The sequence below is a fragment of the Streptomyces sp. NPDC054770 genome, from assembly GCF_053611985.1.
Genome location: NZ_JBSHBL010000034.1, coordinates 1 through 25,256, shown reverse-complemented (window position 1 = coordinate 25,256; position 25,256 = coordinate 1). Strand labels below are relative to the sequence as shown.

Annotated in this window: 27 protein-coding genes; 12 read left to right on the top strand and 15 right to left on the bottom strand. The window is 69.2% G+C overall.

Annotated elements, in window-relative coordinates:
- Positions 1-389: 389 nt before the first annotated feature.
- The 3 genes from ACWGKQ_RS27065 to ACWGKQ_RS27055 form a co-directional block, all read right to left on the bottom strand.
- A complete protein-coding gene (locus ACWGKQ_RS27065) occupies positions 390-1,502 on the bottom strand; it encodes a pentapeptide repeat-containing protein (RefSeq protein ID WP_453294555.1) in 1,113 nt (370 codons plus the stop codon).
- A gap of 172 nt (positions 1,503-1,674) precedes the next feature.
- Complete coding sequence (locus tag ACWGKQ_RS27060) at positions 1,675-2,280, bottom strand: dihydrofolate reductase family protein (protein WP_453294554.1); 606 nt, start codon at positions 2,278-2,280, stop codon at positions 1,675-1,677.
- 142 nt (positions 2,281-2,422) lie between these two features.
- Entirely contained in the window at positions 2,423-3,229 is an 807-nt protein-coding gene (locus ACWGKQ_RS27055; RefSeq protein ID WP_453294553.1) for a sulfite exporter TauE/SafE family protein, read from the bottom strand.
- Positions 3,230-3,320: 91 nt separating this feature from the next.
- Here ACWGKQ_RS27055 and ACWGKQ_RS27050 point away from each other — a divergent pair, with 91 nt between their 5' ends.
- Both ACWGKQ_RS27050 and ACWGKQ_RS27045 read left to right on the top strand, forming a co-directional pair.
- On the top strand, positions 3,321-4,115 hold the full coding sequence (locus ACWGKQ_RS27050) for an AraC family transcriptional regulator (RefSeq protein ID WP_453294552.1): 795 nt from the start codon (positions 3,321-3,323) through the stop codon (positions 4,113-4,115).
- A 57-nt stretch (positions 4,116-4,172) separates the two neighbouring features.
- Positions 4,173-4,511, top strand: coding sequence for a nuclear transport factor 2 family protein (locus tag ACWGKQ_RS27045; protein ID WP_453294551.1), 339 nt, complete (start codon positions 4,173-4,175; stop codon positions 4,509-4,511).
- A gap of 226 nt (positions 4,512-4,737) precedes the next feature.
- On the opposite strand, the gene ACWGKQ_RS27040 is transcribed toward ACWGKQ_RS27045, so the two are convergent.
- Positions 4,738-6,297 carry a glycoside hydrolase family 32 protein gene (locus ACWGKQ_RS27040; protein ID WP_453294550.1) on the bottom strand — a complete coding sequence of 520 codons (1,560 nt, stop codon included), beginning with the start codon at positions 6,295-6,297 and terminating at the stop codon, positions 4,738-4,740.
- A gap of 151 nt (positions 6,298-6,448) precedes the next feature.
- Here ACWGKQ_RS27040 and ACWGKQ_RS27035 point away from each other — a divergent pair, with 151 nt between their 5' ends.
- From ACWGKQ_RS27035 to ACWGKQ_RS27020, 4 genes are read left to right on the top strand one after another with little or no spacing between them, the layout of a single operon-like run.
- Complete coding sequence (locus ACWGKQ_RS27035) at positions 6,449-7,858, top strand: extracellular solute-binding protein (protein ID WP_453294549.1); 1,410 nt, start codon at positions 6,449-6,451, stop codon at positions 7,856-7,858.
- Positions 7,859-7,869: 11 nt separating this feature from the next.
- Positions 7,870-8,820, top strand: a complete 951-nt coding sequence (locus tag ACWGKQ_RS27030) for a carbohydrate ABC transporter permease (RefSeq protein ID WP_453294619.1) — start codon at positions 7,870-7,872, stop codon at positions 8,818-8,820.
- A 22-nt stretch (positions 8,821-8,842) separates the two neighbouring features.
- Complete coding sequence (locus tag ACWGKQ_RS27025) at positions 8,843-9,697, top strand: carbohydrate ABC transporter permease (protein WP_453294548.1); 855 nt, start codon at positions 8,843-8,845, stop codon at positions 9,695-9,697.
- Positions 9,694-11,085 (top strand): glycoside hydrolase family 32 protein, encoded by a 1,392-nt coding sequence (locus tag ACWGKQ_RS27020; RefSeq protein ID WP_453294547.1) that lies wholly within the window; start codon positions 9,694-9,696, stop codon positions 11,083-11,085. Before ACWGKQ_RS27025 ends, ACWGKQ_RS27020 begins: the two co-directional genes overlap by 4 nt.
- On the opposite strand, the gene ACWGKQ_RS27015 is transcribed toward ACWGKQ_RS27020, so the two are convergent.
- On the bottom strand, positions 11,048-12,112 hold the full coding sequence (locus ACWGKQ_RS27015) for a LacI family DNA-binding transcriptional regulator (protein ID WP_453294618.1): 1,065 nt from the start codon (positions 12,110-12,112) through the stop codon (positions 11,048-11,050). The two genes, ACWGKQ_RS27020 and ACWGKQ_RS27015, sit on opposite strands and share 38 nt — an antisense overlap.
- A 234-nt stretch (positions 12,113-12,346) precedes the next feature.
- A complete protein-coding gene (locus tag ACWGKQ_RS27010) occupies positions 12,347-12,568 on the bottom strand; it encodes a hypothetical protein (RefSeq protein ID WP_453294546.1) in 222 nt (73 codons plus the stop codon).
- A gap of 102 nt (positions 12,569-12,670) precedes the next feature.
- Here ACWGKQ_RS27010 and ACWGKQ_RS27005 point away from each other — a divergent pair, with 102 nt between their 5' ends.
- A complete protein-coding gene (locus ACWGKQ_RS27005) occupies positions 12,671-13,144 on the top strand; it encodes an SbtR family transcriptional regulator (protein WP_453294545.1) in 474 nt (157 codons plus the stop codon).
- Positions 13,145-13,160: 16 nt separating this feature from the next.
- Here the strand turns inward: ACWGKQ_RS27005 and ACWGKQ_RS27000 are convergent, their stop codons facing one another.
- A complete protein-coding gene (locus ACWGKQ_RS27000; protein ID WP_453294544.1) occupies positions 13,161-13,385 on the bottom strand; it encodes a hypothetical protein in 225 nt (74 codons plus the stop codon).
- 557 nt (positions 13,386-13,942) lie between these two features.
- Here ACWGKQ_RS27000 and ACWGKQ_RS26995 point away from each other — a divergent pair.
- Positions 13,943-15,214, top strand: coding sequence for a sialidase family protein (locus tag ACWGKQ_RS26995; RefSeq protein ID WP_453294543.1), 1,272 nt, complete (start codon positions 13,943-13,945; stop codon positions 15,212-15,214).
- A 70-nt stretch (positions 15,215-15,284) separates the two neighbouring features.
- On the opposite strand, the gene ACWGKQ_RS26990 is transcribed toward ACWGKQ_RS26995, so the two are convergent.
- From ACWGKQ_RS26990 to ACWGKQ_RS26975, 4 genes are all read right to left on the bottom strand, one after another.
- Entirely contained in the window at positions 15,285-15,950 is a 666-nt protein-coding gene (locus ACWGKQ_RS26990; RefSeq protein WP_453294542.1) for a response regulator, read from the bottom strand.
- Positions 15,947-17,200 carry a sensor histidine kinase gene (locus tag ACWGKQ_RS26985; RefSeq protein ID WP_453294541.1) on the bottom strand — a complete coding sequence of 418 codons (1,254 nt, stop codon included), beginning with the start codon at positions 17,198-17,200 and terminating at the stop codon, positions 15,947-15,949. Before ACWGKQ_RS26985 ends, ACWGKQ_RS26990 begins: the two co-directional genes overlap by 4 nt.
- A 181-nt stretch (positions 17,201-17,381) precedes the next feature.
- Positions 17,382-18,206 (bottom strand): ABC transporter permease, encoded by an 825-nt coding sequence (locus tag ACWGKQ_RS26980; RefSeq protein ID WP_453294540.1) that lies wholly within the window; start codon positions 18,204-18,206, stop codon positions 17,382-17,384.
- Positions 18,206-19,135 (bottom strand): ABC transporter ATP-binding protein, encoded by a 930-nt coding sequence (locus ACWGKQ_RS26975; protein ID WP_453294539.1) that lies wholly within the window; start codon positions 19,133-19,135, stop codon positions 18,206-18,208. The genes ACWGKQ_RS26980 and ACWGKQ_RS26975 overlap by 1 nt, the downstream gene beginning before the upstream one ends.
- 837 nt (positions 19,136-19,972) lie before the next feature.
- On the opposite strand from ACWGKQ_RS26975, the gene ACWGKQ_RS26970 reads away from it, so the two are divergent.
- Both ACWGKQ_RS26970 and ACWGKQ_RS26965 read left to right on the top strand, forming a co-directional pair.
- A complete protein-coding gene (locus tag ACWGKQ_RS26970) occupies positions 19,973-20,278 on the top strand; it encodes a hypothetical protein (protein WP_453294538.1) in 306 nt (101 codons plus the stop codon).
- Between the two features lie 9 nt (positions 20,279-20,287).
- The gene (locus tag ACWGKQ_RS26965) at positions 20,288-20,698 is read left to right on the top strand and encodes a hypothetical protein (RefSeq protein WP_453294537.1); all 411 of its coding nucleotides are present in this window, start codon (positions 20,288-20,290) and stop codon (positions 20,696-20,698) included.
- Positions 20,699-20,703: 5 nt separating this feature from the next.
- Here the strand turns inward: ACWGKQ_RS26965 and ACWGKQ_RS26960 are convergent, their stop codons facing one another.
- From ACWGKQ_RS26960 to ACWGKQ_RS26950, 3 genes are all read right to left on the bottom strand, one after another.
- Positions 20,704-21,333, bottom strand: a complete 630-nt coding sequence (locus ACWGKQ_RS26960) for a class I SAM-dependent methyltransferase (protein WP_453294536.1) — start codon at positions 21,331-21,333, stop codon at positions 20,704-20,706.
- Between the two features lie 259 nt (positions 21,334-21,592).
- Positions 21,593-22,096 (bottom strand): GNAT family N-acetyltransferase, encoded by a 504-nt coding sequence (locus ACWGKQ_RS26955; protein WP_453294535.1) that lies wholly within the window; start codon positions 22,094-22,096, stop codon positions 21,593-21,595.
- A 168-nt stretch (positions 22,097-22,264) separates the two neighbouring features.
- On the bottom strand, positions 22,265-22,879 hold the full coding sequence (locus ACWGKQ_RS26950) for a TetR/AcrR family transcriptional regulator (protein ID WP_453294534.1): 615 nt from the start codon (positions 22,877-22,879) through the stop codon (positions 22,265-22,267).
- A 106-nt stretch (positions 22,880-22,985) separates the two neighbouring features.
- Here ACWGKQ_RS26950 and ACWGKQ_RS26945 point away from each other — a divergent pair, with 106 nt between their 5' ends.
- On the top strand, positions 22,986-23,408 hold the full coding sequence (locus ACWGKQ_RS26945) for an ester cyclase (protein WP_453294533.1): 423 nt from the start codon (positions 22,986-22,988) through the stop codon (positions 23,406-23,408).
- 343 nt (positions 23,409-23,751) lie between these two features.
- Here ACWGKQ_RS26945 and ACWGKQ_RS26940 read toward each other — a convergent pair whose 3' ends face one another.
- On the bottom strand, positions 23,752-24,651 hold the full coding sequence (locus tag ACWGKQ_RS26940; protein ID WP_453294532.1) for an NmrA/HSCARG family protein: 900 nt from the start codon (positions 24,649-24,651) through the stop codon (positions 23,752-23,754).
- Between the two features lie 105 nt (positions 24,652-24,756).
- Between ACWGKQ_RS26940 and ACWGKQ_RS26935 the strand changes: the two genes are divergently transcribed.
- Positions 24,757-25,256: TetR/AcrR family transcriptional regulator (locus ACWGKQ_RS26935; RefSeq protein WP_453294531.1), on the top strand; the 500-nt coding region annotated here is incomplete at its 3' end.

The window sequence follows — 25,256 nt, the reverse complement described above, 5'->3', positions numbered from 1 at the left end:
ACGGTCCGGCAATCCGGTGGTCACTGCCAGCCGGCCGCCTTGATCACGGATGCGGCGACGTCAGCGACGGGGGCCGCACCGGTATCGACGGTGAAGTCCTCGACTCCAGCCCGGCCGAGGATTCCGTCCAACTCGCCGGACCGATTCAGATGCCATTGAAGTGTTTCGGGCTCGCTGCCGTGGCGATGGTTGTCTTACCCACACCGACCGTGCCGTTGATCAGGAGGGCGGGAGTGCCCCGGGGGCGGTCCGAGTGCATCTCGGCAGCGTACGTCCAGCACTGCAAGCTCCCCAGGCGCGCTCGGTCACTCACAGGAAGGGCTGTGTCCACCACGGGCTCGCCCCCTGCCGTAGCCGTCACGGAAGAGCGGCCACAACCGCCTGATTGCTCAGTTCGCCGACGCTGACGGACCACGCATCGGCTCCGATTGCAGCAGCGGGACTCGCCTCGTGAGCGCGGCAGCCGGAAGCGGATTGTCCGGTTCGATGCCAGGGTCCGCCGTGACAACGACGCCGGCTGTCTGAGCGTCGAAGCCGGTCGGCCAGATCGTAAGGTCGCTCGCCAGCGCGCCTTCCAGTCTCGCCTCTCGCAGGTCAGCGCCGGTGAGGTCGCAGCCTCTGAGGTCGGCCGACCGCAGGTCCGCGCCGGCGAACACGGCACCCTGGGCACGGGCCTTGCGCAGGTTCGCCTCCCGCAGGTCCGCACCGGAGAAATCCGCCGACCTCAAGTCGGCTTTGACCAGGCGTGCGCCGCGCAGATCGGCTTGCAGGCAGCGGACCTGGTGGAGAATGGAAGTGCCGAGTTCGGCATGCCGCAGGTTGGCGGCGATCAGTGACGCCTTGCTCAGGTTGACCTGGTAGACGCTCGCCGCTTCCATGCATGCGCCGTCGAAGTTGACTCCGTGCAGCCACAATCCGTCGCAGTCGGCTCGGCGCAGGTCGGTCAAACTGACGTTGAGCCACTCCGGACGGCGTTCCTGGTACAGGACCCCGAGGCAGGTCAGCGCCGTCTGGGCGTCCGCGGCGCGGGTCTCCAACGGGGGCACCGAATTAATGGACATCTCCGCCGCCGGAACTGCGGGTTCCTGCGGAGGCCAGGGAAGGTGTGTCCGCAGATACGCCGCCATGATGGAGACGACCGCCTCGCGGTCACGGTCGGAATGATCCGCAATCCGCCACAGTGCGTAGATGCCTCCGATCCGCACGTCCAGCTTGTCACTGCCAAGCTGATCCACGGCCCGGCTGAAGCGATCGGTGATGTTTCCCTCGCGGGTTGCGTTCAGCCCGTCCTGGCTGACGCGCAGCTGCCGCCATGTGGCATAGGCACCGAAAAGGACGACCGCACCGCCGACCGTCTGCAGAAGCGTGGTGCGCACGTCGTTCACCGCGTTCAGCCGGTCCGCTGCATCGAGGTGGCCACCCGCGAGGTCGTGGTCGACTATCAGCCCCGGAAGAACCAGGAGCACGACACCCAGTGACACGATCACGGCCAGTGCGGCCACCGCCACAGCAACGGCACGATTCAGGCGCGACCGGCCACGAAGAGATCCCCCCATAGCCAGAGGATCCCAGGACAAGGCCGAACCCGGCGAACCTTCCCGGTCAGAGCACTGGGGCCAGACTCTGCGTCGCGGGCTCCTTCTCCGGTCTGCTCGGTGATCGAACCGAACCCGCCTAGTAGCTGTCGTAGCTGGGCCTACCGTTCGGCCGGTAGACGCCGACGACGGTGCCGCCCTTCGTCATGGAGACACTGACCGGCTCCAGTGCGGTGGGGATCGCTCCGTCGGCGAACAGCCGCTTGCCGGTGCCGATGATCACCGGATGGATGGTCAGCCGGTACTCGTCGACGAGGCCGTGCCGCATGAGGGTCTGGGCGAGGTCGCCGCTGCCGACGACGTTGACGGCGCCGCCGTCGGACGCCTTCAGCTCGCGTACGGCATCGACGGTGTCGCCCGCCAGGAGCGTGGAGTTCTGCCACTCGACGGACGTCAGGGTCCGGGACGCCACGTACTTGTGCATGCCGTTCATCCGGGCGGTGAACGGGTTGCCGGGATCGGCGGTCGGCCAGTACGACGCGAAGATCTCGTAGGTCTTGCGGCCGAGCAGCATCGCGTCGGAGTGCTCGTACCAACCGGCGATGGCCGCGCCGACCTCGTCGTCGTCCACCGGTTTCTGCCAGCCGCCGTGCTCGAAGCCGCTCTCGGCGTCCTCGTCCGGACCGCCCGGCGCCTGCATGACGCCGTCCAGCGTCAGGAACGTGCACAGGATGATCTCGCGCATGGTGCGCTCCCTTCGTCGACGGGTAGACCGCACGACCGCCGAAAACTCATCGGCAGAACTTCCGTGGCGCAGCACCGGGGCCGTCGTCCGGATCAGTCCGGCCGTGAGGTGCAGTACCTGTCGGTCGACCTCGAACAGCGCGTCATACCCCGATGTCCACCATCACGATCAGGACGACCATCAGCAGGACGACGTACGCGGCGGAATGGACGCGGTCCGGGACGCGGCCGGTGACCCGTCGCGCCATCGCGATGGTCGGCAGCGATCCGAGCAACAGGGCGGCGCCCGCGCCGAGATCGACGTAACCGAGTTGTCCCGCGCCGGCGGGTGCGGTGGGGGCGAGGGCGTAGACGAGGGTTCCGGCCACGGCGACCGGAACGCTCAGCGGGTTGGCCATGGCGGTCGCCTCGGCCATGGGCAGGCCCCTGCGGCGCAGCAGCGGAACCGTCATGACGCTGCCGCCCACCCCGAGGCAGGCAGCCACCAGGCCGATACCCATGCCGCCGAGCGTGGTGGTGCCCCGGCCCAGTGGCTTGGGACGCGTGCGGTGCGTCACGGAGAGGAAGCCTTTGCGCAGCAGACTGTCGGCGATCGTCACCAGCAGGTAGGCGGCGAACAGCAGACGCAGCGCGGTACCGCCGATCAAGGTGGCGGCGAAGGATCCCGCGGCGGCGCCGAGCGCGATGAACGCCGCCAGCGGCCAGACGTACGCGCGGCGCAGTCGGCCCTGCCGCCACTGGGCCGGCGTCGCCGCCCCGGCGTTGACGACCATGACCGCTGCCGAAGTTGCCACCGCGACGTGCATGGCGTCCGCTCCCGGACGCGCCGTGGCGGTGAGCACCCCGCAGACGACGGGAACCGTGACGAAGCCGCCGCCGAAGCCGAAGAGCCAGGTCGTGATGCCGGTCAGGCACCCGAACAACACGAGAACAGAGAACGAGGTCAGCACTGGTACGACGCTAGGGATCCGATGCCTTGGCGGACAATCGATGAACTGCCTACTTCCTACGCGCAGCAGACACGGCACGTAGTCTCGCGGCATGCGCAACATCCCCGTGGCGAAGGTGGACGAGCTCGATCGCGCCGTGCTGGCCATCGGCACCGACTACCCCCAGGACCATCTGCTGGTCTGGCACGAGCACCGGCGTGCCCAGGTCCTGTACGCGGCCACCGGTGTCATGCGGGTCGAGACGGCGGACGGCAGCTGGACGATTCCCACCGCCCGCGCGGTACTGATCCCGCCCCTGGCCCGACACCAGGTCACGATGACGGGCGTCAGCACCCGCAGCCTCTACATCGAACCCGCCGCCGTACCGTGGTTTCCCGCCCGTTGCCAGGCCGTCGACGTCTCCCCCCTGCTGCGGACGCTCATCATCGAGGCCGTCGAGATGGAGCCGCGCTACCCCGAGCACAGCCGCGACGCCACGATCGCCGATCTCATCCTCCACGAGCTCAGGAACCTCACCCCGCTCCCGCTCGATCTGCCGCTGCCCTCCGATCCCGGGCTGCGCGGCCTGTGCGAGGCGTTCCTGCGGAAGCCCGACATCCACGACCCGCCCGCGCGCTGGTGCGCGGCCCTCAACATCGGCGAACGCACCCTGGCCCGCCTGTTCCGGCGCGACACCGGCCTCAGCTTCTCGCAGTGGCGGCAACGCGCCTGCGTCCTGCATTCCCTCCGGCACCTCAGTACCGGCACACCCGTCACACGCATCGCCGTCATGCTGGGCTACGACAACCCCGCCGCCTACACGGCCGCGTTCAGGAAACTCCTCGGCCGCCCGCCGACGGCGTACCGGAGCCCGGGCACCGGCGGCGTTCCGGGCCGTGGGGCTTGATCGACGCACAAGGGTACGGTGGCGGAACAGGGCCAGTCGTCCGACCGGGGAGCCCACATGACCAACAGCCCGGCAGCCGTCGTAGCAGCGGCGTTCCAGTACTACGGGTCACAGGACCGCGCCGCGGCCGTCCCGCTCTACGCCGCCGATTTCACGTTCACGAGTCCGCAGGACGATCACATAGGCAAGGCGGCCTTCTTCGAGCGGTGTTTCCCTACCGCCGACCGGTTCAAGGAGCAGCGGTTGCTGCACGTCACCGCCGCGGACGAAGAACTCGTCTTCGTCCAGTACGAGTACGAGCTCACGACGGGCGGCAGGTACCGCAACGTCGAGGCGATCACTGTCCGGGACGGGCTCATCCAGGAGGTACAGGTCTTCTTCGGCGGCAAAGTGTGAGCGGACCGGCGAACCAAGCCTCACTGGAGAGCCGTGACAGTCAAGCGACTGGGGTGTGTGCTGTCTGCTCGATCCGTGGCCCGCTCCGAGTTGTACGGCCCGCCCGAGAAGCGGAATCCCGCCAGGGACACGGGGAACCGACTTCAGCCCCGCGGACCGGGTGGCCCGTTCCGGTGTTGCCGATCGGGTTCACGCGTAGGGTGTGCACCCGCGCCCCTGGCCGGCCTCACACCGAGAACTCGCGTATCACCGTGTTGCGGAACACCGCGCTGCCGCCGATCGTGAACAGTGCGAGCCGGGTGTCCAGCAGGTACGGGAACACCTGGCTGGTGTGCACGTAGCGGCCGTCGTCGACGAACATCTCCACCGACGTGCGGTCCACCAGGATGCGCAGCTTCACCGTGCCGGCGGACGGGTCGAACGGGGTGTGGCTCTCCTGCCACTTGCCGGACGTGTCGGCGTTCACCGTGCCTCGTCGGTTGAGGAAGGCGTAGTCGGCGTAGATCCCGGCGTCGATGTGCCGGCCGCCGTCGGGTGAGCGCCTCAGCTGGAGCCCGGCGCCGGTGAGTTGGGACCAGGTGATCTGGGTCGTCACCTCGTAGGAGATACCGGTGTAGTCGAGCACCTTCGTGCCGTCCACGGTCACGTCGCCCAGGTTCACGGTGCGGGAGACATACGAGTCGAGGCCGGCGACGGGCCGGGAGGCGAGGTAGTAGGTGTTGTCGGATGCCTTCTTCAGGGTGATCTCGCGGACGACGGAGTCGGTGCCGTTGAAGCCGTCGCAGTCGATGGTGGGGGTGGTGTTTGCGTAGTCCCAGTCGTTCACCCATCCGATCGCGTACCGGGCAGCCGCGTCCACCGCGCCGCTCGCGTCCCGCTTCTCGAAGGTGACGGCGCCGTACCAGTCCCAGCCGTGGTCGAGCCACTGCGGCTCACTCGCCTCGGCGGTGAACGCGCTGCCGTCGAAGGAACCCGTCCAGTAGGCGTACGTGTTGGGCAGCCCCGAGCCCTTCCCGTTGGCGCTCGCGCCGAGCACCCATTTCGCGGTGCCGTCGACGGCGGTGATGCGGAAGAGGTCGGGACACTCCAGGACGCCGATGCCGTCGTGGACGAAACCGTTCACGTACGTCCAGGACTTGAGGTCGTCGGAGTGGTAGAAGCCGATCTTGTCGTTCTCGGCGAGGGCCATCACCCAGCGGCCCCGGTCCTCGTCGCGGATCACCTTGGGGTCGCGGAAGTCGGCGACACCGGGGTTGGGCAGGACGGGGTCGGTCCCGTAGTTGTCGAAGGTGAGACCGCCGTCGGTCGAGTAGTACAGGAACTGCTCCTGGTGGTCGGTGCCGCCGCCGGGGGACATGGTGACGATGACGACGACCGCGCCCGCGCCGAATCCGGCCGTGTTGCCGGTGTCGACCACCGCCGAACCCGACCAGAGATCGCCGTTGGGCGTGCTGTCCTTGGGCACGGCGACCCCGCGGTCGGCGAAGGAGACCAGGTCCTTGGTGGTGGCCAGGCGCCACGCGGTGCCGACGACACCGGTGAAGTAGTCGGCGTTGTAGAGGTAGTAGTAGTGGTACTCGCCGTCGATCCAGACGGGCCGCTGCGGGTCGTTCTTCCACTGGTCGGGGACCGTGAAGTGGTACGTGGCGCGGTAACTCGCCCCGCTCGCCGCGGACTTGGTCCTGCTCTTGGCCGTGGCCGTTCCGTTGGACAGCAGCGCGGCGGCGGTGCCCGCCGCCGATCCCGCGAACAGTGATCTCCTGGAAATCCCCGGGGTTCCGGGCATGACGCATCGTTCCTCTCATGGCGGCTCCTGCGAACGAGGACTGTAGACCTAACTCGTTAAAGGTCAAGCGTTCCCGACCCTTGACAGGCCTGCTGCCCGGTTCCCATCATCTGGGGCATCACCCCTGAACTAACACGAGTTAGGCCCGTTGATGACTGACTCGCACCTCCCCCGCCGCACGCTGCTGCGGTACGGCGCGTACGGGGCCGGAGCAGCCGCCCTGGCCGCGACCGCCGCGAGCTGGGACCGGCTCACGGGAGCCGACATCCCCGGCCGTGACGACGGCTCCCTCGTCGTCGCCACCCTCGGCTCCGCCTTCGACCCGGCCACCGTCGACGCCCTCACCAAGGGCTTCCACCGGCTCCACCCCGACATCCCGCTGCGGGTGAACGCGGTGCAGGCCGTCGACTGGTCGGATTTCTTCGCGAAGATCCTCACCCAGATCGCCGCGGGCACGGCCCCGGACCTGGTGTATGTGGCCACCGAGGGCGTGCAGTTGTTCGCCCGCCGGCTCGGCGTGCCCCTGGACCGCTGGGTACGGCGGGACGCGGCGGAGCTGCATGAGTACTTCGCCGACGTCCACCCCTCGCTGGTGGAGTCGATGATGTACGAGGGGAACCTCTACCAACTCCCGATGGAGTTCAACGCCGCCGACATCTACCTCAACAAGCAGGTGCTGAAGCGGGCGGGCGCGGGTTTCCCGGCGGCCGACTGGAGCCGCGACGACTTCACCGCGCTGCTGCGGGAGATGAAACGTGCCGGCGGTGCGCACTTCACGCCGTACTTCTGGACCAACCGGCTGTGGGGCGGCGTGGTGCCCTGGCTCTTCGCGAACGGCACGAACCTGCTGAAGGAGTCGAAGGCTCCCGGCGGCTCCTGGCTGTGGGACACCTTCTACCCGGCCGCCGACCGCCAGGGGCGCGGCGGGGGCTTCCGCTGGAGCACCCCACAGGCCACCGCCGACCGGGTCGAGGAGGCGTACGACTATCTCGCCTCCCTCGTCCAGGAGGACCTGTGCACCCGGCCCGAGGGCGGCAACGGCAGCAATCTGGTCGGCGTGTTCTCCACCGGCCGCGTCGGCGTCACACCGGCGGGCGGCTTCTGGGCGGGCGGCCTGCAACAGGCCGGCATGCGGGCCGCCGACTACGACGTGCAGTACTTCCCGCGCTGGCGCACCCAGCGCCACCAGTTCGGCGCGGCGGGCTACGCGCTGCTGCGCACCTCCAAGAAGCAGGAAGCCGCCTGGGAGTTCATCAAGTACGCGGCCCGCAAGGACACCATGACCCGGCTGTTCCAGAGCAACCAGACCACCCCGGCGCGCCGTTCGATGCTGAACGCCGCCCGCTACGCCGAGAGCGGCCCGGCCCACTGGCGGGTCTTCTACGACACCCTCGACCGGTTTCCCGACACCGGCCCGATCCCCGCGCCGCCGCAGGTCGCCGAGGTGACCGACGTCCTGCTCAAGTACACCGGCTCCGCGCTGGCCTCGCCGCGTGCGGTGGGTCCCGCGCTGCGCCGGATGCAGGGCGCCCTGGAGCAGGCCATGGAGCGTGCGATATGACGAACACTCAGGTGCCGAACTCCCAGGTCCCGCCCGTGCGTTCGCGGCCCGCCGCGCCACCCGCCGTCGCCGTACGGCCGTCCGTCCGCGACCGCGGCACCCGGCTGCTGGCCACGCTGTTCCTGGCGCCCACGGTCGTCGGCATCGTCGTCTTCACGGTCGTGCCGATCATCGGGTCCATCGTGCTGAGCCTGTTCCACTGGAACGTGATCGACCCGCCCAGTTTCGCCGGCGGCGCCAACTACCGCACCACATTCACGGATTCGACCGTCCTGGTCTCCTTCCGCAACACGCTCCTGTTCATGGTCCTCGCGGTCACGCTGCAACTGCTGATCGCGCTGTCGCTGGCGCTCGCGCTGAACGGGCGGATGCCGGGGTGGCTGCGGTCGGTGTTCCGCTCGGCGTTCTTCTTCCCGCTGGTGCTGTCCGCCGCCTCGATCTCGGTGGTGATGAAGTACCTGTTCAACCAGGACTTCGGGGTGGTGAACTGGCTGATCGGCCTGGTCGGCGTCGCCCCCGTGCCCTGGCTGACCTCGGAGCACGCGGCGATGGCCACGGTGGTCCTGGTCTACGTCTGGCAGCAGTTCGGCTTCTCGTTCCTGCTGTTCGTCGGCGGACTGAACAACATCCCCAAGGAGATCCACGAGGCCGCCGCCCTCGACGGCGCGACCGGCCTGCGCAAGCACCTCGGCATCACGCTGCCGCTGCTGTCGCCGACGCTGCTCGTCGCGTCGGTGGTCGGCATCATCAACGCCCTCCAGGTCTTCGAACAGCCCTACGTCCTCACCGACGGCGGCCCCGGCGACGCCACCCGCACCGTGGTGATGGTGATCTACGAGCGGGCCTTCGAGCAGCTCGACTTCGGCGAGGCATCCGCGGTGGGCGTGCTGCTCTTCGCGCTGATCATGGCGGTCACCGCCGTCCAGTTCCGGCTCAGCCGGCGTTTCGTCCACTACCAGTGAGCCGGTGAGCCGCATGAGCGCTATGAGCCAAGCAACCCCGACCCTGAGCCGCGTACGTCACTCACTCACCCCCTGGGCCCGGATCGCCGCACTGACCGTGTGCGCCCTGCTGACGCTGGGCCCGGTCATCTGGACCGTCGCCACATCGCTGCGCACTCCGGCCCAGTCCTTCGACCTGCCCCCGCAGGTCATCCCGACGCACCCGACGGCCGCGGCCTATCGCGGGGTCTTCCAGCAGATCGACGTATGGCTGCTCGCCCTGAACTCCACTCTCGTGACGGCACTGATCGCCGTAGGCCAGATGATCACGGCGGGCCTGGCCGGATACGCCTTCGCGCGCCTGGAGTTCCGTTTCAAGAAGCCGCTCTTCGGCCTGGTCCTGGCGACCATGATGGTGCCGTTGCAGGTCACCATCGTGCCGGTGTTCCTGGTGCTGAAGTCGATGGGCCTCACCGACACGCTCCTCGGCCTGATCATCCCGGCCTTCCCGACGGCCTTCGGCACCTTCCTGATGCGCCAGTACTTCCTCGGTATGCCGAAGGACCTGGGCGAGGCCGCCATGCTGGACGGCGCGGGGCCCTGGCGGATCTTCCGCTCGGTGTACGCGCCGCTGGCCGCGCCCGGCCTGGCGATCGTCGGCGTGCTGGCCTTCAACTACCACTGGAACGAGTTCTTCCGCCCGCTGATCCTGGAGACCTCCAGCCAGAACTACACGCTTCCGCTGGGTCTGGTCTCCCTCCAGGGCAACCTCGGCACCGGCTCGATCTCCGTCGTCCTCGCCGGTGTCGTCCTCTCGATGCTCCCCGCCGTCGCCGTGTTCGTCGTCGGCCAGCGCCCTCTGCGTGAGGGCATCACCTCAGCAGGAGTCAACCGTTGAGCCATGACCCCAACGCGCCGCGTTTCAGGGTCCGCCCGCCCGCCGGCTGGATCAACGACCCCAATGGGCCGTTCCGTTGGCGGGACCGCTACCACCTCTTCTACCAGCACAACCCCGACGCACCGGTGCACGCGAACGTCCACTGGGGTCATGCCTCCAGCGCCGACCTCGCGCACTGGGAGCACCACCCGATCGCGCTCACCCCGACGCCGGGCGGCCCCGACGAGGCCGGCTGCTGGTCGGGCTGCGTGACCGACGACGCCGGCACACCGACCGCCGTGTACACGGGAGTCGACCGAACCCACACCGGACTCGGCACCATCTGCCTGGCGCGGGCGGCGGATCCGGACGACGAGCTGCTGACCGGGTGGAAGCCGCTGCCGACGCCGGTGGTGGCCGGGCCGCCGCCGGGACTGGACGTGGTGATGTTCCGCGACCCGTTCGTCTTCCGCCGCGCGGACCGGCGCTGGGCCCTCGTCGGCGCCGGGCACGCCGACGGCACGCCGTCGGTCCTGCTCTACGACTGCGACGACCTGACCGACTGGCGGTTCGCCGGTGTGCTGCTGGACGGCAAGGACCCGGTGGCGGCGGGCGTGTTCGGCGACAAGTCGGTGGGCTGGGAGTGCCCGCACCTGTACCGGACAGCAGGCGGCGACCACGTGCTTGCGGTGTGCCTGTGGGACGGAGATCCCTGCTCCACCGGGTACCTGACGGGCCGTCTGGAAGCTGACGACTCAGGCGCGTTGAGGTTTCTGCCGCGCACCGGCGGCCGACTCGACCAGGGACGGGACTTCTACGCCCCCGCCGTGCTCCAGGAGCCCGACCGCGCACTGCTGTGGGGCTGGTCGTGGGAGGCCCGCCCGCAGGAGGAGATACACCGGGCCGGATGGGCAGGCGTACTCACCGCGCCACGGGTCGTCGACATCCACCCCGACGGTTCACTGCAGGTGAGCCCGGCCCCGGAGCTCCAACTGCTGCGCCCGGCCGAGCCGTTCGTCACCGCGCCGGGCCGGGTCCCGCTTCCCCACACGTACGACCTGACGGTCACCGCATGTGACCCGACCACGGTGAGCCTGCTCCGGGACGCGGCGGGCCGGGAGCTGACCGTCCGGGCGGACCCTGGCTCGGGGACCGTCGTCCTCGACCGCAGCGCCTGGCCCCGGGCCGGCCGGGAAGGCTCCGCCCCGATCACCGTGCACGTGCCGAAGGGGCCGGAACTCGCGCTCCGGCTGCTCGTCGACGGCTCGCTCCTCGAACTCTTCGTCGCGGACCGGGCCATGGTCACCGAGCGCGTCTACCGGCGCCCCGGCGACATCGCCGAGCTGGTCGTCGACGGGCCGGGTGCCCGGGTCACCGGGTGGGCGCCGGCCCCACGGAGTCGCGGCTGACCACAGGGCAGGCCAGGCGCCGGACGGTCGCGGGCGGCGTACGGCCGGCTTCGATGGCGTCCAGGAGCAGCCGGGCCGCCGCCTCGCCCATCGCCCGGTGCGGCAGCGCGACCGAGGTGAGCGGCGGTGTGAGGAACGCGGCCATGTGCTCCTGGTCGTCGTAACCGACCACGGACAGATCGGCGGGCACGTCGATCCCGAGCCGGGTCGCGGCGTGCAGGACACCCGCCGCGACCCGGTCGTTGTAGCACAGGACGCCAGTGGGGCGACGGCCCGGCTCGACCCCGTCGAGCAGGCGCAGCGCCCCCGCATATCCCGCGGAGATCTCCCCGCCGCCGCGCACGATCCACTCCTCGGGCACGGTGACGCCCTCGGCGCGCAGCGCGTCCCGGAAGCCGCGGGTACGTTCCACCGAGGCGATGTCGTCCAGACCGCCGATCACGGCGAGCCGGCGGTGGCCCGCACCGAGCAGCAGCCGGGCCGCGGTACGGCCACCGGCGCGCTCGGCAGGGACCACGGCGGGCAGGGAGTCGTCCTCGGGCAGGCAGTTGGCCAGCACGGAGTGGGTGCGGTGCAGGCCCTCGGGGACGCGGACCCGGCGCAGTGACATGGCCGCGTAGATGATGCCGTCCACGCGCCGGTCGAGCAGTTCCGCGACGGCCGCGTCCTCCTTGGCCGGGTCACCGCCGGAGTCGACGGTGAGGACGAGATGGTCGCTGTCCCAGGCGGTCTCCATGGCGCCGCGCAGCAGCCGGCCGGCGAACGGCGAGGACGCGATCTCATCGGTGACCAGCCCGATCACGGCCGTACGGCGACTGCGCAGACCGCGGGCCACCGGGTCGGGGCGGTAGCCCAGCCGGGTCGCGGCCTGCCGGATGCGTTCCTGGGTGGCGGGCGAGAGGTTGCCCTCGGCTCGGCCGTTGAACACGAAGGACACCGCGGTGTGCGACACGCCGGCAAGCCGGGCGACGTCCCGTGACGTCGGGCGCCCGGTGCCCGTGCTCCTGCTCTCCTCGGCACCGCCCATGCCGTCCGCCGCCCTCACCCAGCCCGTCCCTGTCGATCACCGTCCACCCTATCCGCGGGGAGCGCCGCGGCACACGGGAGAGCCTCAGGGCGCCGCGGGCGTGGACGTCCGATGTGATCACCGGATTCCCCGGAGGGCGGGGACCGCTTCGGACCGGGCGTAAGCACGTCATCCGCCGGCGATGCCGGCCCACCGGCCCGGTGGAGGGTAGCGCGGACCGGACCGCGGGGCCGCTCACGACGACCGGGTGTGGTGGCGGACCTGCCTGGCGCCCTCGCTGAAGGTGGCGTCATCGGTCCACTGGACGGTGTTCTCGATGGCCCAGTGCGCGCGTGCCCGGGCCGCGATCCTCTTCGCGGTGGCCTGCTCGGCGCGCAGACCGGTGACAGCGTAGGCGGTCTCGGCCTGCCGCTCCTTCTCGCCGATGCGGCGGCACTTGCGGCGGATGCGCACCACCTGGCGGGCATGCAGAAGGCAGTCTGCCGACGGTGAAGATCTTGACTTCGCGGATCTCTTCCCAGTCCTCCCGCGTTCGCGGGAACAGTCCGGAACGGGGACGTGACTCCAGGGCAGCGGGCTCAACTGTCGTGCCAGGAAGACCCCGATCCCTGGCACGGTTTCACCGGCTACATCGAGGCCGCCTGCGCGATGCAGGCCGCCGACAACGGCTTCGCCGACGTACTGACCATGACCTTCCCCACCGCCAAGGCCATGGAGAAGCGCCGGAACGAGGCGTATGAGGGCATGGTGCGGCTCATCGGCCGCGCCAAGGCCGCGGGCCGGCTGCGCGAGGACTTCGACCCCTCGGACCTGGTACTGCTGCACATGGCCAACCTCGGCGTCGTCAACGCCTGCGGCGACGCCGCTCCCGACGCCTGGCGACGTGTCGTCGCCCTGATGATCCAGTCCTTCGAGGCCCCGGCCCGGGCCCCCCTTCCCGCCTCGCCCGCGCACGACGGCCTCTACAGGGCCATGCTCCGCGCCCTGCCGGCGGGCGACACCGTCGCACGGAAGCCCGACCCGAACAGCTGACCTCCCGGCCCCTCCGTCAACTGACGGAGGGCGTTGCCGTACGAGACGGGCGCTCGGCGAGGACGCGTTCCTCTTTCCCGCCCACTTCCCCGCACCGCACTACGGCCGACTCGCCCTCGACGGCGACGAGGTCCGCTTCGTGCCGGGCGGCGCGGTCCACACCGAGGTCGGCCGACCGACGGGCTGTCTCTTCCCCGGCCCACGCGGGGTGGTCCAGCAGTTCGAACCGCAGCGTGCACATCCGTCCACCGTCGCGAACCATCGGCCCTGCTCGCCATCCGCTCACTTCCGCCACCTGTCGCGGCTTTGAACTCTACCGCCGGCTTCGGGGAAATCACCCGTAAATGAGAGATTCGCCAGTTGGAATGGTACTGCGGTACCACTCCGTCGGGCCAATTGCCTCCCGTAGTCCCACGGATACGACAGCGGGACTCTCTAGCCTAAGCGGGCCGGATCACAACGACGCGAAGAAGCCAGTTCACCGTCTGCCGCAGTCGATTTTGCCTTTAGTGATGGAGCGAGTCATTGACCCTGCGACCGCGGGCGGGAACCCGACGTCAGCGGGCCAGGCAGGAAACAGGCGTTCATCAGCGATGTTGGTGAGAGTTGGCCGAGCCTGTGGCCACGGAGTCGATATCCGTCCGACCGATTTCGGTCCCGTGCCGCAGAGAACGAAAGAATTCTGTTCTACCGGACGTGGAAATCGAGGATCACATGGTGCCGTTCAGAAGTTCCTCCACAAAGTTAAGCGCGGCGGCATTCTCCGCACTGTTCCTGCTGTCTGGAACACCTGCCGCCGTGGCCTCGCCGATTGACGCGGGCAACGCGGCCATTCACGAAGTCGACGTCACCGGCATGCCGGCCACCAAGGAAGGCCAGCCGACGGTCGCCGTCAACCCGGGAAACCCGAAGAACCTGGTCTTCGTCTCGACCGTCTTCCCGCCGTCGCCGGGCCTGGAACCGGTCGACGGCGGGTGCTTCCTCGCCTACTCGAACGACAGGGGCGACACCTGGACCCAGGTCGCCTGGCCGCTCGGTACCGCGGCGCCCAAGTGCGGTGAGCCGAGCGTGCAGTTCGACGCGAAGGGCACCGTGTACGTGGACAACAACCAGGTCAGCTCGGGTCTGGACGCGAACCTGGTGAACCACAACCAGGTCGCGAAGTCGACCGACGGCGGCAGGACCTGGACCGACCCGGTGTCCACACCGCTTCTCCTGGGCGGTGCCCCGAAGATGCGGGTGGACGCCGCGACCGGCAAGGTCTACGCGGTCGCCGGGGCAGCATGGGAGTACCCGAGCGCGGTCTCCGTCAGCGCCGACGGCGGGAAGACCTTCAGCAGTGACTCGCGGGTGATCCCGGGCCCGATGCCCTGCATCGAGGTGGCGCCGGGCATCCCGCTCGTGTGCGGCTATCCCGGGCGTGAGATCGCCGTGTACGGCGGGATCCTCGTGTCCGCCTCCCAGGAGGCGGGGCAGCCGGTGAACTTCCACGTCAGCCGTGACGACGGCCGGACATGGACGAACACCACCGTCAAGGACGGCCAGGGGGCCCCTGTCGCGGCGGGCACCGGTTCTCTGGTGCCGACTCCGGGCCTGGGCGCGGCCGCCGACCCCGTTCCGTGGGTGGCCGCCGACACCTCCCGTCGTGGCCGGTTCGCCGTGATGGTGCCCCGGGACTCCAACACCCTGGACGTCTACATCACCCCGGACGCCGGCAGGACCTGGACCGGCCCGACGACGATCGCCACCCCGAACGCCCAGCGGCCGGCGATCGACTTCGGCGCGAACGGTGATCTGGGGGTCATGTGGCGGACCTCCACGGGTGACGCGTTCTCGGTCGTCTCCTTCGACGATGGACGCTCGTTCAGCGCCCCGGTGCGGGTCAACCACGTGACCGAACCGGTCGGGGAGACGGGCCCTCCCGGTGACCGTTGGTCGGGCATCACCCTGACCGACAAGTACGCCTACGTCACCTGGGCCGACGGGCGGAACAACTCGTCCCTCGACTCGATCATCAGCCGGGTGCCGCTGAAGCTGTACAGGCGCCCGGCCTCGAAGGCGACGAACTGACGGCAGTCCTCCGCATGGCAATGGTTCGCCGAGGCGCCTCGGCGAACCATTGCCATGCAGCCGGCACAGGTCAAGGGCGGGGAGTGACCAGTCCCGCGTCGTAGGCGACGATGACCGCCTGGATCCGGTCGCGGGCGCCCACCTTGGCCATGACCCGCCCGACGTGCTTCTTCACGGTGGACTCGGTCAGCACGAGACGGTCGGCGATCTCCGCGTTGGTCCACCCCATGCCGATCGCCACGAGCACCTCGTGCTCGCGTTCACTGAGCGCGGTCAGCCGTGCGTCCGTGTGACGCTGGGCGCCGGGTGCCAGGAAGTGGTGGGCGTGGGCGTCGAGCAGGCGGCGGGTCAACCGGGGTGACACGACGGCGTCGCCGGTCGCGACCGCCTGGATCCCGGCGAGGAGTTCCGCCGGCCGGACGTCTTTGAGCAGGAAGCCACTGGCCCCGGCACGCAGGCCGGCGTAGGCGTACTCGTCGAGATCGAAGGTGGTCAGGATGATCACGCGGGTGCGAGCGCCGGCCGCCACGATCCGGCGGGTCGCCTCGATGCCGTCGATTCCGGGCATCCGGACATCCATCAGGACCACGTCGGGGCGCAGGTCGGCCGCCATCCGGACGGCCTGCGCGCCGTTGTCGGCCTCACCCACGACGCTCATGCCGGGGGTGCCGTCGAGCAGCATCCGAAAGCCCATGCGGGGCAGCGGCTGGTCGTCGGCGATCAGCACGGTGGTCATGGCGCGGACTCTCCTGATGTGGCCGAGGCGGACGGATCCAGCAGGACTTCCACGATCCAGCCCTGGCCGTCGTCGCGCGGTCCGATGGTTGCGGTGCCGTCGTAGAGCGCGGCCCGTTGGCGGATGCCGACCAGGCCGTGTCCGGTGTCCCCGCGGGGAGCTGTGGCCCGTTTCCGCGACAGCGAACCGGTGTCGGTGACCCGGACGCGCAGCCGGCTGTCCTCGACCGCGACCGTGACGTCGGCCGTGGCACCGGGTCCGACGTGTTTGAGGGTGTTGGTCAGGGCTTCCTGCACCACCCGGAACACCGTGAGCTGCACACCGCGGCCCAGCTCGTCGACCGGGCCGAGGGTGCGGCAGGCAACCGGCAGGCCGGCCGCGCGCACCCGGTCGAGCAGGGTTTCCAGGTCCCGGACGCCCGGCTGCGGGGACCGGGGCGTGCCGTCGTCCTCCGATTCCGGGGACTCGCGCAACACCCCCAGCACGCGACGCAGTTCGTCCATCGCCTGCCGGCCGGTGTCGCCGATCAGATGGAGTGCCTGCTCGGTCCGTGCGGGATCGCGGGTGGTGAGCACGGCGGCGCCGTCGGCGAGGTTGACCATGACCGACAGGTTGTGGCCGACGATGTCGTGCATCTCGCGCGCGATCCGCCGGCGCTCCGCCGCCGCCGTCAGCCGGACGCGCTGGTCGCGCTCGATCTCCAGCCGTGCCGCTCGGTCCCGTAGCGCGGACAGGTACAGCCGGCTGATCCGGAAGGTCAGACCCAGTGCGACGGCCCCGATGCCGGTGCCGACGGACAGGATCAGAAAGGCCACCGGATCGGCTGCCGGAATCACGGTGACCACGATCAGCACCCACCCCGCCACGGTCACCGGCAGCGCCCAGCAGATCGCCCGGGGCGAAGCGTGCAGGGCCAGGTCGAACAGGGCGATCAGCAGCACGGCGGCGGCCGCGGGCCCCAGGCCCAGCGACCACATGACCGGGCATACCACGAGGCAGACGCCGAAGACCGCGGCGGGATCGCGGCGTCGCCACCACAGCGGCACGACCAGTACGGCCGCGATGCCCAGCACCACTGCGACGGGCAGGCCGGCCCCCACCGGGCGCGACACCGGATGCTCCGGGCTGTGCACCAGCAGATCCGGCGGCGCGGCGGCAGCGACGAGGACCACCACGGCGGTGTCGAGGAGCCAGGGACGCCGTCGGTCCGCCGCCCGCAGACGGCTCAGCATCCGCAGCAGCGTGCGCATGACGGGGTGCGCCCAGACGGCCTCGGCCCCCGGGCCGACAGCTGTCGGCCCGGGGGGCGTCCCGGTCGAGGGCGACGCCGCTCCTGCCTGAGCCGCCCCGGGCGAGCGGGAGGCCGTCCCCGCCCGGCCCGAGTGGCCCGACCTTGTGTGATCCATCGGCTCCATCCTCGCGGACGGCCTCTCAGACGTCACTGCGGCGCAGTCGGTAGGCGGCACCTGCCAGCAGCAGTACGGCCCACACCAGCAGCGCCGTCACCCCCGCTCCGGGGCTGACCAGAGAGTCGCCGGACTCGTGCAGCGTCATCGCCGACTGGCCGGCGTTGCTGGGCAGGTACCGGCTGACGGTGTCTCCCAGCGAACTGGGCAGCAGCCCGGTCAGGCCGGGCAGGACGAGCACCACACCGGCCAGGATCGCGATGCCCCCGGCGTTGTTGCGCACGAGCAGGCCGACCGTCACGCCGTACACACCGACCAGACCCAGATACAGGCCCGCGCCCACCAGGCACCGGAAGACCCCGGCATCCCCGAGGGACAGGGCGATCTTCTCGCCGTGCAGGGCGGCGCTCCCGAACAGGAACGAGGCCAGGGCGCCCACGGTGGATGTGACGAAGGCGATCGGGCCGTACACCGCGCACTTCGCCCACAGCACAGGCAGCCGGCCCGGCACCGCGGCGAACGTCGAGCGGACCATCCCCGTGCTGTATTCACCCGCCGACAGCAGGACACCGAGCGCACCGACGGCCAGGGCCGCGAGATTGGTGCCGGCCAGGGCCAGGGTCAGCGCCGCGCCGGAGGCCGCGTCCTTCCCGCCCAGCGGGCCGCTCGGACTGTAGAGGGCGGCGGCGACAGCCCCGACGGCCACCAGGAACAGCACGGCCACTCCCAGAGTGATCCAACTGGAGCGCAGCGACCAGAACTTGGACCATTCGGAACGGATCACCCGCCGGCCCGTCACACGGTACTTCGGGCGCACCGGGGTGGTCGAGGTGATGGTGTTCGCGCTCATCAGGCGGCCCTCCCTGCGTCGCTGCTGTGGTACTCGACGGCGTCCTGGGTCAGATGCATGAACGCCTCCTCCAGGGACACCGACTCGGTGACCAGTTCGTACAGCGGCACCTGATGCTCAGCGGCGACCTGCCCGATCCGCCGCGTGTCGAGGCCGGAGACGACCAGCCGCTCGGCGTCCGTCGAGGTGACGGTGACGCCGGGTGCGGCCAGCAGCGAGCGCAGCCGCGCAGGCTCGCCGGTGGCCACCCGCACCCCCTTGGTCCCGCTGCCCTCGGTCCGCTCGACCAGAGCGTCGACGGTCGTCTCGGCCAGTAGACGCCCCCGCCCGACGACCACCAGGCGGTCGGCGGTCTGTGCCATCTCGCTCATCAGATGCGAGGACAGCATCACCGTGCGGCCCTCGGCGGCCAGACCGCGCAGCAACTCCCGTACCCACCGCACGCCTTCGGGGTCGAGCCCGTTGACCGGCTCGTCGAGCATGACGACTGCGGGATCGCCGAGAAGCGCGGCGGCGATGCCCAGCCGCTGGCCCATCCCCAGCGAGAACGCCCCGACCCGCTTGTGCGCCACCTCGTGCAGTCCGGCGAGGTCGATGACCTCCTCCACCCGTCGACGCGGCACGCCATGCGTGTACGCCAGCGCCATGAGGTGATTGAACGCGGAGCGGCCCGGATGTACGGCCTTCGCCTCCAGCAGTACCCCCAACTCCTGCAAAGGGGCGCGATGCTGGGTGTAGGGCTTGCCGTTGACCAGAGCGGTACCGCTGGTCGGCGCGTCCAGGCCCACGATCATGCGCATGGTGGTGGACTTGCCCGCCCCGTTCGGCCCCAGGAACCCGGTCACCTGCCCCGGCGGCGCGGTGAAACTCAGGCTGTCCACCGCCGTCTTGTCCCCGTAGCGCTTGGTCAGTTCACGAACTTCGATCACGGCGTCGCTTCCCGCTTCTGTCCGGCCCGGCATCCGGCCGGGTCACTGCTTTCGAGGCTAGGAGTGGCTACGGCGCGACCCGTGGACCCGGAGGTCACAATGCCCGCTGGTCACTGGTACCGCGGTACACCGGCCAGGTCGTCATCGACGATCTGGCCGGACGCCCGGAACGTCGTCCAGGACTCAGCCGTGCAGCGCACGGTATGCCGCGACCGCCCCTGGGCGCAGAGGGTCGGGTTGCACGCGCGAGCGAGGACCGGCTTCTTCAACCCGCGCTGCCACACCGGCGGGGCGTCAGCAGCCGTACGACCGACACACATCCGGATCCGTGGACGTGATCGCGCGTGCTTCCCGTGCCACGACATGTGGTGTGCTGCGGATGCGTGCGAGGGCCACAGGCCCGGCGCGTGCCGCCTCCACGACAGCCCGGAACGGCGTGTCCACGGGTGCCGTCACCCGTGAGGGGGACGAGAATCGACGACGCGGTCGCCTGCAGGCCCTCGACTCGCTCGTGATCGGCGTCTTTGTATCCGGTGTCGATGACCGTGTCACACCCCCCGTCGGGCTGATGTCCCTCAGGACCGTAGACCTACCCTCCACCGGTGGTACCCGCGCGCTTACGCCAACTTCTGGCGCCGGTGCGCGAAATGGCGACAGCCGGTGCACGCGATGGCGGTCCGCGCCCCGCAGTCCCCCGTAGCTTTCGCGGCAACCACACACCTCACGGGGAACGAAATGAGATACCTCGGACGCCGTCACGAGGCCTGCCAGCACGGACTGGCTTGAGATTCGGATCGGGTTGAAGCGCTTGTACCAGTCCATCCAACGGGGACTTTCATGAACTACACCAAATCGATCTTATCCAGGCTGCTTGCTGTCGTGCTGCTGGCCGCCACAGGCGTGTTGGCGTTGCCGGCTGCCGCGCAAGCGGACCCGTACCAGTGCTACCGGCAAGGCGGTGAGTATCGCGCCTACTGCGCGAAGGTCACGGCTGTGGCGGCCGGGGCGACGCTGCCGCTGCAGCAGGACGCCGGCTACGACAGCGGGCAGGTTCCGAATACGGCCTACGAGAATGGCGACGAGCTCGCCCTGGCTTGCTGGACGGAGGGTGAGCCGGACCAAGGGGGACACGGCGACACGTAGTGGTTCTCCGTGTTCGACCCCAAGGACAACGCCATCGAGGGCTACGTCAACGACTACAACCTCACCACCGGCCAGGCCGCCGACCGGAAACCCTACGTCGCGGCGTGCACCTCTACGCCGCCCCCGAACGAACCAGGGCCTGGCAAGGCCGGACTCAACTGGGCCGACATCGCCTCCGGCGGGACGACCATTGCAACCGGCAGTTTCAACTCCGGCATGCACCAAGGCCACTTGGGCCATTTCGAAAACGGCTTCAACTCCTTGATCTCCTCTTGGGTCACGGCCTCCCGTCGCCTGATCTCCTCCGGCCACGACGATCGAGCAACCGACCCCCGGCCAGCAACTACGCAGGTCAAAGCCCGCCGACGCGCCCAGAGACGTCTACACCAGGTAGATCAGCCGAGACTGACAGAAAGATGAGGTAATCAGCGCTCAGGCTTCGCGACTACCCATCTCCCATCTTCACTGAGCCAGCGATCGAGCTGCAGCCGTGCCCGGTTCAAGTCCGCGCTCAAATCGCTATCGTCGAGCAGGCACGTTACGTATTCCTGCTCCCAGTGTTGATCTCCGATGGAATATCTGGCGACTACTGAAACCAAGTCGCACCCCTCAGAGTTCTTCGGTTCCACTGTTGTCTCGCTCTCGATGCCCGCACCCAAATATCTAGGTCCACCGGCCTCTTGTGCCCATCTACGCGTGAAACGTTGTATGAGCACCACGCCGTCCTCTGCAACGTGGTGACGGCAGGTGGCAAGGATGCCATTGCGCTCCGCAGTATCGGGCACGTTGACCAAGTGCGATGCAAGGAGCACGACATCGAATTCGCGATCGAGGCGCAGGCTCTCAATTGTTGAGCATATCGTCTCGGCCCGATGAATGCGGGACAGCATTTCTGCCGACTCGTCGACTGCCGTCACATGATGTCCGGCAGCGGCAAGCGGATGCGTCAAGCGACCGGCACCCGCTCCAAGATCCAGAATGCGGGCATTCGGCGGAAGTACCGGCTCGATGATCGCAGGAATATCGCCGGGTGGCAGGGTGGCCCACAAGTCCACTGCACAACCATCCGGCGTGATTACGCCAGGACCGCGCCCAACTACGTGTGAGTGACGTTGACCTTGCTTACCCACGAGCCTCAACCTTTCAGGTCCTCAACCTATTGGATCCGATCGGAAACGTGCGTGGCGGTCTGAAGTGCTGTGAAGGAAGTGGTAACCGGTGCAAGAGACGCACACGTCAAGAGCGTAGCCTGAAGATGACGTCTGCGATCGTGACCGCCACGAAATTCCACCCAGCCCCTATTTCAAAGAGTCATCAGTACGGCTGGAGCACCAGGTCGTGCTGATACCAGGTGCCTGGCTTACCGCCGAGGTCGGCCGGGTCTGCCGGGCCAACCGGGACGAACCCTGCCTTGGTCAGCACCCTCTGGGACGCGGCATTGTTATGGGAGGTGGCCGCCCGCAGTGTGCGCAGCCCGTGCCGCACCACCGCCAGCCGGCACAGCTCCCGGACGGCCGCCGTCGCCACACCGCGGCCGGCGACGTGCTGTGCGACCCGGTAACCGAGCTCAGCAGTGCCGTCCCCGAAGCGGTACAGGTTGAACCGGCCCAGAACCGAGCCGTCCTTGGCGACGAGCACGTAGAAGGCGCCAATGCCGGCCTCTTGCTCAGCCAACAAGGCGCCGTACTGGTCGGCGAACTGGTCGAAGAACTCGTCACCGCGGTCGGAGACCGAGGCAGCGAAGTAGGCGCGGTTCGCCAGCTCGAAGGCCAGGACCGCCGGGGCATGGCCAGCATGCAGCTGCTTCAGCTCAGGCACCGCCCGACTCTACCCGGATGACGCGTTGAGGCCACCTGAGTTTCCGCCAGCGGCAGACAGCCCCCAGACCAGGGCACATCACGATCTACATGCCTGAGCGGCTCGCAGCAGCGGTCCAGGGCGTGTATTTCGAGGACGCGGCGGAAGTCGGCGTCACGCTTGCCGTTTTCAGCAGAGGCTGTCGGTCGGTGTCGAGGGAGTGTCCGTGCCCTGTCTGATCAGCAGGACGAGTCGCTCTGCTTGCGTGGGATCCGTGGCGGTCAGGGCGATGCCGTTGGCCAGGGCGAGTAGTTCCGATGCGTTGAGGTCGGCGCGGACGGTCCCGGCGCTTTGCGCTCGGGTGAGCAGTGCGGACGCGGCTGTGTGCATGGAGTGGTGCCAGTGGTCGAACAGCTCCGATCGCTGACCGGTGCGGTCATCAGTGATCGACAGTGCCAGTTCCCGCTTGGCTGCCACGTGGGCGATGAAATCCTGAAGCCAGTCGAAGAGGGCGTCGCCGGGAGGTTCCTCGGCCAGTAGGGACTGGCTGCGGGCGCAGAGTTCGGCCACTTCCTCGGAGTAGACGGCGATGATCAGTTCACGACGCGTCGGGAAGTGCCGATACATCGTGGCGTTGCCGACGCCGGCCCGGCGGGCGATGTCGTCGAGCGGGGCGTCGACGCCGTGGTCGTGGAAGACGTCCCTGGCCGCGGCCACGAGCAGGTCGTAGTTGCGCTGGGCGTCCGCGCGACGACGACGCTGGGGTTCCGAATCCGGCGCAGGTCTGGCGCTCTGCGATGCCATGACCCTCCTTGTTAATCGGGGACTTCCCCGGTTACGGTAGCCGAGTGCAGTAAACGGGGAGTTCCCCATTTACCGTCTCATGTGTCCCCACCAGAGGAGATACCCCATGCCGCAGGGCGCCGAAGACAGCACGCACCCGGGACCGGGAGAGATCCACCAGCGCGTCGTCGAGAGCTACGGGCAGATCCTGGAAGGCCGGCTCGATGAGGCCCTGGAACTGATCGACCCCGAGGTCGTCGACCACCGGGGAGGCACCCAAGGTGATCACCGGGGGCGCGACGCCTGGCGACAGAAGTGGGAGCGGATGGGCGCGGGCAGCGCGTTCCACGACGTCTCGGTGACGATCGAGCAGAACGTCGTCTGCGGCGACACCTCCGTCAACCGGTACACCAGCCGGGGCACCCACACGGAGACCGGCCGACGCTACGAGGTCCTCAGCATGGACATGGTCCGCGTCCGCAACGGCCGGATCGTCGAACACTGGGCCCTGCGCGACACCGACGCGATACGCGACCAGTTGGGACGGTGAAAGAACCTCCCACGTCTGGCGGCCAGATGACGACGGCCGCGCCCAACGCGTACCTCGCCCGATGGCAGGAGACGTACGGCAACCTCATGGGCCGGATCGCAGGTCGTTCACCCAGGTCGAACCCCGGCGCCGGACGAGGAGATCGGTGCTTGCACTGCTGTCCGACCTGCCCGCGATACGGCCCATGGCCACCTGGAACGCCTCCCGCCAACGCGCGGGATCTATGGTGTGACCTGCAGCCGCCGTCTCTTCGTCAGTCCACACAACGCACGGTGATCAACGGTGGCCACGCCCATGTCCGCACCGGCCCCGATTAGCAAGATCACGACCAACAGCTGGGGTACTAGGCGGTTTCGAGGAGTCGCTTCCGCAGCAGGGCGGCGCCGGATTCGGCGAGCCAGTCCGCGAGCGTACGCAGTCCGGGGTGGATGATGCGCAGCACCTCGATGTCGGCATGCCAGCGCGATCCGGCTGCCCAGCGCTCCTGGACCTGGGCGATCTCGGGGTTGAGTGCAGCGGCCTCGGCATGGGTGATCTGTTCGTAGCTCACCGCGCAACCGGTGGCCTCGCCGATCGCAGCGACCGCCTCGGCCGGGGTGGGGGCGTCCCCGGCCAGCTCCAGGCTCCGCCCCGCGAACCGGTCCGGCTGGTCGAAGGCCAGCGCGGCGAATTCGGCGATGTCCTCCACCGCGATGATCTGGACGGGTTCGTCCGACGGGAAGATGTGCCGGTGCACGCCGTGGACGATGCCGTCGAGACCCATGGGCGTCGAACCGAGATAGTTCGACATGAAGCGCACCGGACGCAGCACGGTCACCGACCGGATCCGCTCACGCAGGTGGTCCTCGATACGTTTCTTCCCCTCGGAGCCACCCGGACGACCCGGCGTGGACGCCACGCCCGTGAACACGACGTGCTCGACCCCCACGGCGGCCGCGGCATCGATCAGTGCCCGGCCCCGGGCGAACTCCCGCTCCACGTCGGAGCCGGCCGGCCCAAATGCCACGGGCGGTACGGCGAACAGTGCCGCTGCTCCCTCCAGCGCCGCAGGCAGACTCGACGGGTCGTCGAAGTCGCCGCGCACGAGCTCGGCCCCGGCGGTTTCAAGTGCCTTGGCGGCGGGAGCGGTCGTGTCCCGCACGAGCGCGCGCACCGGCCTGCCGGCCGCCAGGAGCCGACGCGCGGTGGCGCCGCCCTGCCGACCGGTCGCACCGGTCACGACGACCAAGCGGTCAGTGGTCATGTCATCCTCCGCCCCGGGATTGTCGGTGGGCACGGTCGGGTTGAGCCCGGGGTCGATGTGGAATGCTCCACCCGGTTGAGTCCGACGGACAAGGGATTACGTGACATGACCGCAGCCCCCCACGACGTCGGCCGGGCCGATGCCCGTCGCAATCGCACGAAGGTTCTCGCCGCCGCTTCCCGGGCGTTCGACGAGCACGGCCTGGACATCTCGCTCGGCGCGATCGCACGGCAGGCGGGGGTCGGCGCCGGCACCGTGTACCGGCACTTCCCGAGCAAGGAGATCCTGCTGGAGGCCGTACTCGTCCAGCAGATCGACGACCTGGTGGACGCCGCTCGACGGTGGGCAGCCCGCACTGACCCTGTCGCGGCGTTCTTCGGCTTCCTCCTGGAGGTCGTCGACAAGTCCCACGGGCGCAAGCACGCGTGCGACGCCTTGACCACGGAAACGAGCTGGCCGCGCCCGAGCCTGGCCGCGTCGGCACGACGGTTCCGCCAGGCACTCGACGACCTGCTCCGCGCAGCCCAGCAGGTCGGCGGGGTCCGCACTGACGTCACCGCGGAGGACGTCGCCGCGCTCACCGTCGGGTGCGCGACGATACGGGG